The sequence below is a fragment of the Kamptonema sp. UHCC 0994 genome (genome assembly GCF_029167235.1).
Classification (GTDB): Bacteria; Cyanobacteriota; Cyanobacteriia; order Cyanobacteriales; family Microcoleaceae; genus Kamptonema.
Window position 1 is genome coordinate 18,476 of sequence record NZ_JARFTR010000078.1, and the last position, 12,610, is coordinate 31,085.

Annotated in this window: 6 protein-coding genes and 1 pseudogene; 6 read left to right on the top strand and 1 reads right to left on the bottom strand. The window is 44.6% G+C overall.

Annotated elements, in window-relative coordinates:
* Positions 1 to 3 precede the first annotated feature (3 nt).
* The 5 genes and pseudogenes from PY364_RS07565 (at position 4) to PY364_RS07585 (ending at position 8,994) form a co-directional block, all read left to right on the top strand.
* On the top strand, positions 4 to 1,329 hold the full coding sequence (locus PY364_RS07565) for a CmpA/NrtA family ABC transporter substrate-binding protein (protein WP_275521630.1): 1,326 nt from the start codon (positions 4 to 6) through the stop codon (positions 1,327 to 1,329).
* A gap of 65 nt (positions 1,330 to 1,394) precedes the next feature.
* Positions 1,395 to 2,267: a nitrate ABC transporter permease gene (gene ntrB / locus PY364_RS07570; protein ID WP_275521631.1), complete on the top strand. Its 873-nt coding sequence runs from the start codon at positions 1,395 to 1,397 to the stop codon at positions 2,265 to 2,267.
* 202 nt (positions 2,268 to 2,469) lie between these two features.
* Positions 2,470 to 4,491, top strand: a complete 2,022-nt coding sequence (locus PY364_RS07575; RefSeq protein ID WP_275521632.1) for a nitrate ABC transporter ATP-binding protein — start codon at positions 2,470 to 2,472, stop codon at positions 4,489 to 4,491.
* 143 nt (positions 4,492 to 4,634) lie between these two features.
* Positions 4,635 to 5,465, top strand: a pseudogene (locus tag PY364_RS28815) (nitrate ABC transporter ATP-binding protein); the annotation flags it as partial.
* Positions 5,466 to 6,780: 1,315 nt separating this feature from the next.
* Positions 6,781 to 8,994 carry a nitrate reductase gene (locus PY364_RS07585; protein ID WP_275521634.1) on the top strand — a complete coding sequence of 738 codons (2,214 nt, stop codon included), beginning with the start codon at positions 6,781 to 6,783 and terminating at the stop codon, positions 8,992 to 8,994.
* A gap of 119 nt (positions 8,995 to 9,113) precedes the next feature.
* Here the strand turns inward: PY364_RS07585 and PY364_RS07590 are convergent, their stop codons facing one another.
* Entirely contained in the window at positions 9,114 to 9,821 is a 708-nt protein-coding gene (locus PY364_RS07590; RefSeq protein WP_275521635.1) for a transposase, read from the bottom strand.
* 610 nt (positions 9,822 to 10,431) lie between these two features.
* On the opposite strand from PY364_RS07590, the gene PY364_RS07595 reads away from it, so the two are divergent.
* Positions 10,432 to 12,546 carry a TIGR00300 family protein gene (locus PY364_RS07595; protein WP_275521636.1) on the top strand — a complete coding sequence of 705 codons (2,115 nt, stop codon included), beginning with the start codon at positions 10,432 to 10,434 and terminating at the stop codon, positions 12,544 to 12,546.
* The last annotated feature ends 64 nt before the right edge of the window (positions 12,547 to 12,610 follow it).

The following is a 12,610-nucleotide window of genomic DNA, read 5'->3' on the forward strand; positions in this document are numbered from 1 at the left end:
ATAATGAGCAAACTTTCCCGCCGCAAATTTATCGTCACCGCTGGAACAACCGCCGCAGCTACTCTACTCGTTCATGGTTGTGGTTCTAATAGTTCTACAAATGCTTCCAGCAGTCCCGCTGCAAGTACCTCTCCTTCAGCCGTACCCGCCGCTAACATCAACCCCGCAGATGCTCCAGAAGTTACAACAGCTAAATTAGGATTCATTGCCCTAACTGACTCAGCACCGCTAATTATTGCCAAAGAAAAAGGTTTGTTTGAAAAGTACGGCATGAAAGATGTGCAAGTAGCTAAACAAGCATCTTGGCCCGTAACTCGCGATAACTTAGAACTAGGTTCTAGTGGCGGTGGAATTGATGGAGCGCACATTTTATCGCCCATGCCTTACATGATGTCTTTAGGGACAATCACTAAAGGAAATCAGCCAATCCCGATGTATATTCTGGCGCGGTTAAATACTAACGGTCAGGGAATTTCCCTTTCCAAAAAATACCTAGATTTAAAGATAGGTACTGACAGCAAAGCGCTGAAATCATCCTTAACTAAGGACTCGAAGTTTGGTACTACCTTTCCAGGTGGTACTCACGACCTCTGGATGCGCTATTGGTTAGCTGCTGGTGGTATCGATCCAGATAACGACGTTTCAGTAGTTCCTGTGCCACCGCCACAAATGGTTGCTAATATGAAAGTCAACAACCTGGAAGCTTTTTGTGTCGGGGAACCTTGGAATGCTCAATTGGTTACTCAGAAGGTTGGTTATTCAGCTTTAATCACAGGTGAACTCTGGAAAGATCACCCAGAAAAAGCGCTGGGTTTAAGAGCAGATTGGGTAGATAAAAATCCCAAAGCTGCCAAGGCAATTACAATGGCAGTTTTAGAGGCTCAGCAGTGGTGCGAGAAACCAGAAAATAAAGAAGAGATGAGCAAGATTATCTCCGAAGATAAGTGGTTAAAAGTTGCCAATCAAGATATTGTAGGTCGCATTAAAGGTCAGATTGACTACGGTACTGGGCGAGTAGAAGCAAACAGTCCATTATTAATGAAATTCTGGGCAGATAATGCTTCTTATCCCTACAAGAGCCACGATACTTGGTTTTTGACTGAGAATATTCGCTGGGGTAATATTCCTGCTAATACAGACCTCAAGGCGATAGTTGACAAAGTAAATCGCGAAGATATTTGGAAAGAAGCAGCGAAAGCATTGGGAGTTCCCGCAGCAGAGATTCCTACAACCACTTCTCGCGGTGTAGAAACCTTCTTCGATGGCATTAAGTTTGACCCAGAAAAGCCGGAAGAATATTTAAAGAGTCTGGCAATTAAGAAAGCGTAATTGTTAACAGTTAACAGTTAACCATTAGCAACAACTAACCACTAACCACTAACCACTAACCAAGTATGGCAACAAACATTGAGCGAATTTCAAAAGGCAATAACCCAGTAAATGCTATTATTTCTTTTGTTCAGAATAACCGCAGAAAAATAATTAGACCGCTGGTGGCCCTCGCAGTTATTCTGGTAATCTGGCAAATCGTCTGTCACGACCCCAATTCTACTTTGCCAGGGCCGATTAAAATGATCTCAGAAAGTGGGAATCTCATCCTTAATCCTTTCTTTGATAATGGCGGTACTGACAAAGGTTTATTCTGGCAACTTTTAGCCAGCTTGCAGCGGGTAGCCATCGGCTTTACTTTAGCAGCAATTCTAGGCATAGCACTGGGAATACTAATCGGCACTAATTCTTTAATGTTTGACGCTTTAGACCCGATTTTTCAGGTGTTGAGAACGATTCCACCTTTAGCTTGGTTGCCTATTTCTCTGGGGGCATTTCAACAATTTAATCCCTTTGAAGGCATGGGGGTTACAACCAGTGAAGTTTCGGCCTTGTTTGTGATTTTAATTACGGCAATTTGGCCAATTATTATCAATACAACTGTGGGTGTACAGCAGATACCTCAAGATTACATAAACGTTGCCAGAGTGCTACGACTACCCCGTCAAAAGTATTTCTTAAAAATTCTATTCCCCTCTGCGGTGCCGTATATTTTCACTGGATTGAGGATTGGAATTGGCTTATCTTGGTTGGCAATTATTGCTGCTGAAATGCTAGTTGGCGGTGTGGGTATTGGCTTCTTTATCTGGGACTCTTACAACAGTTCGCGTCTCAGCCACGTTATTCTAGCAGTGATTTATGTGGGTATTGTTGGTTTATTACTAGATAGATTGGTTGGTTTCATCGCTTCCAAAGTTGTGCCTGAAGAACACAAATAAGACGGGCTAATGGCTAATGGCTAATGGCTAATGGCTAATGGCTAATGGACAAAAAAGAGTTTTGAGTTAAATATTTAATTTCACAACTCCAAATTACCAAATTAGCAATCAGCAATTAGCAATCAGCAATTAGCAAGTTAGCCATTAGCAATTAGCCATTAGCCATTACCAATTACCAATTACCAATTACCAATTACCAATTATGTCAGTATTTGTTGAAGTAGACCACGTTGACCGCGTATTTGACCTGCCTAACGGGGGAAAATACATTGCTCTCAAAAACATTGATATCAAGATTAAACAAGGAGAATTTGTCTCCTTAATCGGACACTCTGGCTGTGGCAAATCTACCTTGCTGAATATCATCGCCGGCTTAGACAAACCCAGTCAGGGAGGCGTAATTTTAGAAGGCCGCGAAGTGCGAGAACCGGGGCCAGATAGAATGGTAGTATTTCAAAATTACTCCCTGTTACCTTGGCTGACAGTGCGAGAAAATATCGCTCTAGCTGTCGATGAAGTTTACAAAAATCAGCCCAAAGGCGAACGCAAAAGCATTATCGAACACCACATTAATTTAGTGGGATTGCGACACGCTGCTGATAAGCGACCGGGAGAAATTTCTGGGGGAATGAAACAGAGAGTTGCGATCGCGCGAGCTCTCGCCATCCGCCCTAAATTGCTACTGCTAGATGAACCATTCGGTGCTTTGGATGCCTTAACTCGCGGCGGTTTGCAAGAGCAATTGATGAAAATTTGTGAAGAAAGCAGCGTTACTGCGATCATGGTGACACACGACGTTGATGAGGCGTTATTGCTATCAGATCGGATCGTCATGCTTACTACTGGCCCTGAAGCACAAATCGGGCAGATTTTAGAAGTGCCAATTCCGCGTCCTCGTCACCGGATGGAAGTAGTAAATCATCCCAGTTACTACGCTTTGCGAAATGAAATGATTTATTTCTTAAACCAGCAGAAACGAGTGAAGCAGCGTAAGGTTAGCAAGCCGGCAGTTATTGCTAAGAATGGCTTAGAAAAAGTGAACCTAGAAATCGGGTTTATTCCTCTCACAGATTGCGCTCCTTTAGTAGTAGCAAAAGAGAAAGGTTTCTTTGCAGCGCACGGTTTAGAAGAAGTTACTCTTTCGCGGGAACCTAGTTGGAAAGCGATCGCGAAAGGAGTTGCAGCCGGCCGTTTAGATGCAGCCCAAATGGTTGCAGGAATGCCGATCGCAATGACTCTGGGTTTAGACGATAACCCACCAACCCCCGTAAGTACAGCTTTAACTCTATCTCGCAACGGCAATGCGATTACCTTCGGTAAGCATTTATATAGTCAGGGAATTAGAAATTTAGCTGATTTCAAGGAAGCGATCGCACAAACTCCCGACAAAGTTCACACCTTGGCTACAGTGCATTCCAGTTCCATGCACAACCTGCTACTGCGTTACTGGCTAGCTTCCAGTGATATCGACCCCGATCTCGATGTGGGTTTAACAGTGATTCCGCCGCCGCAAATGTTAGCCAATTTGAAAGCAGGAAATATTGACGGTTATTGCGTCGGAGAACCCTGGAACTCCCACGCTGTTAATGAAGATATTGGCTTTGTCATGGCCCGTTCTTTAGATATTTTGCCGGGACATATTGAGAAAGTTTTGGGCGTGACGGAAGAGTGGGCAAACAAGTATCCACAAACTCATATTGCTCTAGTTAAAGCACTTTTAGAAGCCTGCGAATATTGCGATGATAAACGCAACCGTGAAGAGATTTTAGAATTGCTTTCCCAAGAACAATACGTTGGTTCTACAGTAGAACATATTCGCCCTGGCTTTATTGATGCCTATGATTCTGGCACGGAAGATGAACCAGAAATGTTGTTGAATTTCAACCAATTCTACGTTGACAAAACTAATTTTCCAGACCGTACTGAGATGCTGTGGGTGATGGCTCAGATGGCTCGTTGGGGCATTGTGCCTTTCCCGAAAAATTGGGTAGAAATTTTAGAGCGAGTTTTGTTACCTGATGTATTTGGAGAAGCAGTCCGGCAATTAGGTATGCCCGATGTTGGGAGCGCTCGCCGCAATATTGAGTTATTTGACGGCACTGTATTTAATGCCGATGACCCTATCGAGTATTTGCAAAATGTCAAAATTAAACGCGCTATTCGCATTGAAGAAATCCTAATCGATCCTGTCGGTTCTCAGTGTTCTATTAGGTTGCCAGTATAAACTCCCCATCACCGACCTAAGTACAGGCATGGTGAGAGATTCCAGAGGAAAGAAAGATGAGTAAAAATGAGGAAGAGGGAAAACTTTTCCCTTCCCAATTATCCACAGTCAATTCCGAATTATTAATTCCTAATTCCTCCGCTATGCAAACTCTAGACAGTACAAAGAAAACTCAAATCGAATCTTTAAAGTCAGAACCTTTTCTGACGATTGAAGGTGTATCAAAAGTTTATGAAACTCCCAAAGGGCCCTACACTGTTCTTGATGGTGTTAACCTCACTATTAATGAAGGGGAATTTATTTGCCTGATTGGTCACTCCGGCTGTGGCAAATCTACTTTGCTGAATATGGTGGCAGGATTCAATCAACCTACGGCTGGGAATTTGAAGCTTAAAGGCAAGTGGATTGAGGAGCCGGGGCCAGACAGAATGATGGTGTTTCAAAACTATTCTTTATTGCCTTGGTTGAGTGCTACAGAAAACATCCACCTGGGAGTAGGAACGGTTTTTGCTGACAAATCTCATTCCGATCAGATGCAGATTGTCAATGAACATTTGGAGTTAGTTGGACTTACTGAAGCTGCTCACAAAAGGCCTGGTCAATTATCTGGGGGGATGAAACAAAGGGTGGCGATCGCGCGAGCTCTTGCTACTAGCCCTCAAGTGTTGATTTTAGATGAGCCTTTTGGAGCATTAGACCCGATTACCCGCGAAGAATTGCAAGAGGAATTGCTCAAAATTTGGCACGAACATAAGGTAACGGTGATTATGATTACTCACGATATTGATGAGGCTTTATTCTTAGCCGATCGCGTCGTGATGATGACAAATGGCCCCTCTGCTCATATTGGTGAAGACTTGAAAATTCCTTTTTCTCGCCCTCGCAATCGAGCAAGAATTATGGAAGATCCCCATTACTATGAATTGCGTAATTTCGCTCTAGATTTCCTATTTCGTCGTTTCGCTCATTCGGAGGTAGAAGAGGAGGCGAGTACAGCGCCAAGCACTACAAACAGCAGTGTTCCGCAATCGGAAGCTTTGACAGCCAAAGAAAAAATAGAAAACGCACCTGCTACAAAATCCGTTGCTAAATCTGCTGCATCTGCTACAAAACCTGTTGCCACAATGCCTTTTAATGCCTCAAAAGGTACAAATGAGGCAAATATGTCATCGGAGATCAGTTCCTCTCATTCCTCGAAATCTTCAGAGCCGTCAGCGGGAAAAAGTATCGCTTTTGGAGCCGCATGGTTGGCTACAATTATCGGACTAACTATCGTGAGTGTCGGTTCAGTTGCTAATATGCAAAAAGAGGCGGCGAAAACGGAAGCAACCGCTGTCTCAGCCAGTCCAGATTCGATCGCTAGTCCTGCACCTGCAAGCGCGATCGTTGCATCTAGTCCTGTGAGTGCGATGAGTGCAACACCTATGAGTGCTCCTGCGAGTGTAGCACCCGCGAGCGATCCTTCTAGTTCTGCGAGTGCGATGAGTGCAGCACCCGCGAGTGCGATGAGTGCAGCACCCGCGAGTGCGAGTGCTAGCACCAATTCTGTACCCGCAACTGCTGATGCTACTTCTGCGGTTGGTATTACAGACAAGGCTGAAATAGACGCTCTCAAGCAAAAGCTTTACACTCAAATTGACACGGCTTGGAAAACAACCCCGACTTTTACCGAAGATTTAGTTTACAAGGTCAAAGTCAAGCAAGATGGCACAATCTTGGGGTATGAAGCTACTAATAAAGCAGCTAAAGATTTCGTTCAAGAAACTCCTCTAGCGTCGGTGCAAAAATCGGTCAGTCCTGCATCGGGAAATGCTGAAAAAACAGCAGAATTTCGAGTGACTTTTAGCACTACTAATGGTGGTGCTCTAGATGTTAAGCCTTGGGAATAGTTAGTGGTTGGTTGTTAGTAGTTAGTTGTTCGTTGAGGTCATTGCGAGTAGCGAAGCAATCCCAAAGATGAAAATTGTTTCGGGATTGCTAAAAGCCGGGGCGGGTTTTTGGGATTTCTCGCTTGATATTACAGATATTGGCGAACCCGCCCCTACGGGAATTATGTCTAATTAACTTGACATCTTGCACCAATTGCAATAACCGCTAGGGGTTGAAACTCCGGGAGCGTCCCACTTTTATAAATATAGCTGTAGGGGCGGGTTAGCCAACAGCTTTAACGGTACTGCAAAGGCTAAAAAACCCGCCCCCACCCCGCGATTAAGTCCTTTATTGATAATGGTGCATGATGTGAGATTAACCGGATTACCAATTACCAATTACCAATTACCAAATTAGAATATGGAAAGTATTAAAACTCTATGTCCCTTTTGTGGCGTAGGCTGTGGTTTAGAGGTGTCGTCGCCGACAAAACCAGGTCAGAGTTGGAAGGTGAAAGGCGATCGCGAACATCCCTCTAGTATGGGTATGGTTTGCGTCAAAGGAGCAACAGTTACAGAGTCAATTCAGCGCGATCGCCTGCTTTACCCAATGATGCGCGACTCCCTAGATGAACCTTTCCGCCGCGCTAGTTGGGATGAGGCTTTAAATGCAATTGTTAACCGCATTCAAACTGTACGCGCTACTAGCGGGCCAGATGCTATTTGTATGTACGGTTCCGGTCAATTTGTAACTGAGGACTATTATGTTGCTCAGAAACTAATTAAAGGTTGTCTGGGAACTAATAATTTTGATGCCAATTCTCGCCTTTGTATGTCTTCGGCGGTTTCGGGTTATATACAGAGTTTTGGTGCTGATGGCCCGCCTTGTTGCTATGATGATTTAGAGTTAACTGATTGTGCTTTTATTATTGGTAGCAATACCGCAGAATGTCATCCAATTATTTTTAACCGACTGGCAAAATACCATAAGAAAAATGCCGATGTTAAAATGATTGTAGTCGATCCGAGGCGGACTCCTACCGCTGAAGCGGCTGATTTGCACTTAGCAATTAAACCGGGAACGGATATTGATTTGCTGAATGGGATTGCTTATATATTACTACAATGGGGTGATGTTCACGCTCCGTTTATTGATGAATGTACTAATAATTTTGCAGCTTTTACAGAGGTAATTCAATATTATCCGCCGCAATTTGTAGCTGATAGATGCGGCATTTCTGTTGATGATTTAAAGACGGCGGCCCGCTATTGGCAAGATTCCAAGCGAATTTTATCGCTGTGGTCGATGGGAATGAATCAGTCTTCTGAGGGGACGGCGAAGGTGCGATCGCTAATTAATTTGCACTTGATGACTGGTCAAATTGGTAAACCGGGATGCGGCCCTTTTTCTCTTACTGGTCAACCGAATGCGATGGGAGGACGGGAAGCAGGAGGACTTTCTCACATACTACCTGGTTATCGTTCGGTGAAAAGTGAGACAGATCGCGCAGAAGTTGAGCAGTTTTGGGGGTTGCCGGCGGGGAGTATTTCACCGATTCCGGGGCGTACAGTGTGGGATACGATCGTGGGTTTGGAAACGGGGGAAGTTGAGTTTCTATGGATTGCAGCCACTAATCCGGCGGTGAGTATGCCTGATTTGGAGCGAACTAAGGCGGCTTTGAGGCGATCGCCTTTTACGGTGTATCAAGAGGCTTATTATCCGACAGAAACAGCACCTTTTGCTCACATACTGTTACCAGCGACCCAGTGGAGTGAGAAGACGGGAATAATGACTAATTCCGAACGCAGGGTGACATTGTGTCCTGCTTTCCAGCAGCCGCAGGGGGAAGCTTTACAGGATTGGGAGATTTTTGCTGAGGTGGGCCGTCGGTTGGGTTTTGGCGATCAGTTTACTTTCCAGACTTCGGCTGAGGTACATAGTGAGTTTGTGCAGTTGACGCGGGGGCAGCCTTGCGATATGTCTGGAATGAGTCACGATCGCCTACGTGCGGAAGGGCCGATGCAGTGGCCGCTTTCTGACAAGGAAGAAGGAAGAAGTAAGAAGGAAGAAGGAAGAGGGGAGAAGGAAGAAGGGAAAGAAGATAGCGATCGCAAGTTAGCTGCAAGTGAGAGACTTTATACAGATTGGAAGTTTCATACACCTGATGGGAAGGCGAGATTTGCGGCTTGTCATTCGCGGGGGTTGGCGGAACCACCCGATCCAAATTATCCTTTGGTGTTAACTACGGGCCGACTTTATGGACATTGGCACACATTGACGCGGACGGGTAGAACGGAGAAGATTAATCAAATGCACCCCGATCCGTTTATTGAGATTCATCCCAGGGATGCGGAGGAATTGGGGATTGAGAATGGGGTGATGGTGGAAGTGCGATCGCGCCGAGGAGTTTGTCGGTTTCCTGCTAAGATTACGAAGGCGATCGCGCCTGGGACGGTGTTTGTACCGATGCACTGGGGGAGTTTGTGGGCCGATGGTGCGGAGGCCAATATATTAACTCATCATGAGAGTTGTCCCGATTCTCGACAGCCTGAATTAAAGGCTTGTGCGGTGAATTTAGTGCCAATTCCGGTTGAAGTTGTGGGAGAGAAATCGTTGTTAATGGTTAGTGATTAGAAATATAATCTTTTGGAAGTGTTGCGGCGGCCTACAGGAGTTAAGTAGTATTCAAGAATTTAGAGTAAGGTGGGGATTCCCACCTTATCCCTCTTTTGTCACTATAGGGAGAGAAAAACTTAGGCACTCAACAAACTCGGAACAGAAAAAGGTAGGATGAGAGTAGGAAAATTATCCATTAATTGGATTAATTCACAGAATTTTCGTCGCAAGCCAGGAATGGGAAACACCTCTAACCAAGGAGAGATTAAACAGTAAAAAATGTAGGGTTGAATGAGCAATCTTAAATTGTTGAGAGAACTTTTCCAAGTCGTGCCATTCTCCCACCAAGGATGTTGTTTCCAAGGTAAAGTTAATGGAGATGGCTCTAAGGGAGATGGAGCCGCCGGATGCTGCGGTTGAGATTTAACTGATCCAGCAGCCAGGAGTTGAAAATTACTAGCTTGAAGACTGACAAGTAGGTAAGCGCTAAAAACGATTTCCCACCACCGTTCAATACTGCTATAGTTAGTCAAACGATAATCCGACCATCCCAATTCGTTTTTGACTTGTTTAAAGCCATATTCAATCCAATTTCTTAAGCTATAAAGTTGAGCAACCACCAGTTGAATCTTACCTTCAAGATTCGTCATAATGTACCAGCTGTTATCACCATTGGGGTCAGGAGTATCCCCTTTGGTGATTTGGTAGTAGCGGATTCGACGGCGTTTGCCAAAAATAATTTCTCGTATAAATCTCGGTTCTGATTGACGGTGAGATAGATTTTGAGTTCTTGGATTATTTCTATATTTCTGACATCTGAAAACAGGTGTTGATAGTTTTGGCAATAGCCATCTATGAACTTTACTGTCGGTGTAGCGGGACGAGGTGCTGTAACCATTGTTTTCAAAGGCTTTGGGAATTTTATCTTTTATTTTACTCTCCCTGTAGTGACAAAAGAGGGATAAGTAATGGCCCGGTTGAAGGACATATTAATCGATTAAAAATGCTGAAACGACAAATGTATGGTCTGGCCAGTATTGATTTATTAAGTCGCCGATTTTTAATCAAGATGTAAAGGGTTTTTATCTCCCTAGAAGCAGTTTGAAAAACTGCGATTGCCATTCGCCATTGGTTCGGATCACCAAAAGTTGCCAAGACCCTTAAATTAATGAATCCTCAACATTTAAGAAATTGGTTTGCTAATTGCTGCTACTGTACCTCATAACAGCGGGAACCGCTGTATAAAGCAGGGTAGGGACTTGAGCCTTGCCGTGTCCTAAAAGGCTCGATCGATAAGAAGGCATCTTGTACCACGATCCTGTTGCATGATATAGTAGAAAGTTAGCCTTTCTGCCGCCAGACTTTCCACTCCCAAAACTAGGAGTGATGCGTGTAGTCTTTATACAAAGTTCTGCCAACATCCGTCTGTAGCGTCTACCTCACCTTAACCAGATTATGACAGATTCAATTCGTTTCCTCATGTGCGCCCCCGACCACTACGACGTGGATTATGTGATTAACCCTTGGATGGAGGGGAACGTCCATAAATCATCGCGCGATCGCGCCGTTGAGCAGTGGGAAAAACTGTACCACATTCTCAAAGAAAATGCGATCGTAGACCTCGTAACGCCCCAAAAAGGTTGGCCCGATATGGTCTTCACCGCCAACGCCGGCCTCGTCTTAGGTGATACATTCGTCCTCAGCCGCTTCTACCACAAGGAACGCCAAGGCGAAGAACCCTACTTCAAAGCATGGTTTGAAAACAAAGGTTATACCGTCCACGAACTCCCCAAAGACCTACCTTTTGAAGGCGCTGGCGACGCTTTACTCGATCGCGAAGGCCGCTGGCTGTGGGCCGGATACGGCTTCCGTTCCGAGCTCGACTCCCATCCCTACTTGGCAAAATGGCTGAACATCGAAGTAATTTCACTGCGTTTAAGTGATGAAAGATTCTATCACTTAGATACCTGTTTTTGTCCCCTTAGTGGTGGCTATTTACTTTACTACCCACCTGCATTTGATTCTTACTCTAATAAAGTAATTGAAATGCGGGTAGCACCGGAAAAGCTGATTGCTATTCAAGAAGGAGATGCGATTAATTTTGCTTGCAATGCTGTCAATATTGACAAGGTTGTAGTAATGAATAAGGTGAGTGAATCTCTAAAAACCCGCCTCGGAAATGCAGGTTTTAAAGTAATTGAAACCCCCTTGACAGAATTTCTAAAAGCTGGCGGTGCTGCTAAGTGCTTGACACTACGGGTAACAGAACCAGTACAGGAAGACCGCTCCGCAAATGTGATGGTAGAAAGCCGCACAATTCGCATGGAAGGTCACTTACTAGACTCTGGATTAATTAGCCAAGCCTTAGATTTAGTTGTCGAAAATGGCGGCAGTTTCCAAGTGCTGAATTTCAATCTGGGAGAGCAACGTCAAAGCACTTCATCGGCTGACGTTAAAGTTTCTGCTCCTTCCCATGAGGTGATGGAAGAAATTATCAGCCTATTAATTGACTTGGGTGCAGTACCACCACCGCAAGAAGTTTGCGATGCCAATTTAGAGCCTGTTATCCAAGATGGCGTAGGCCCAGATGACTTTTATGTTAGTACAATTTATCCGACTGAAGTGCGGGTAAACGGTGAGTGGATCAGAGTTGGAAATCAGCGGATGGATGGCGCAATTGCCATTACTGAAACCCCAGATGGAATTACTGCAAAGTGTAAAATTTTGCGGGATTTAAAAGTAGGTGAAAAAGTAGTTGTTGATGTTGTTGGTATCCGCACAATCCGCAAAGCTGAATCGCGGGAACAACGAAATTCTCAAGAATTTAGCTTTATGTCAGGCAGCGTTTCTAGCGAACGCCGCGTAGAATTGGTAGTGGAACAAGTAGCGTGGGAATTGCGGCAAATTCGCGATCGCGGCGGTAAAGTTGTGGTGACAGCAGGGCCGGTGGTAATTCACACTGGTGGTAGCGAACACTTGACACATTTAATTCGCGAAGGTTATGTGCAAGCATTGTTAGGTGGAAATGCGATCGCAGTTCACGACATGGAACAATCCACAATGGGTACATCTTTAGGTGTTGATATGAAGCGCGGCGTTGCTGTTCGTGGCGGACACAGACACCACCTGAAACTAATTAATTCGATCCGGCGTTATGGCAGTATTGCCAAAGCTGTTGAAGCCGGATTTATTACTAGCGGTGTGATGTACGAATGTATCAAGAATAATGTGCCATTTTCTCTAGCAGGTTCTATTCGTGATGATGGGCCACTTCCTGATACTCAAATGGACTTAATTAAGGCTCAGGAAGAATATGCTAAGTTGTTGGAAGGTGCGGACATGATTTTGATGTTGTCGTCAATGTTGCACTCAATTGGTGTGGGGAATATGACACCAGCAGGCGTGAAGATGGTGTGTGTTGATATTAACCCGGCGGTGGTGACGAAATTAAGCGATCGCGGTTCCATTGAGTCAATTGGTGTGGTTACGGATGTGGGATTATTTCTCAGTTTGTTGTTGAATCAATTGGATAAATTGACCAGTCGTTATAATGTAGCGGAAACTGTGTAGATTGAGTTAGTAAGGTGGGAATTACCCACCTTACACTCGTGATATTGTCTTTTTGAAATCGACT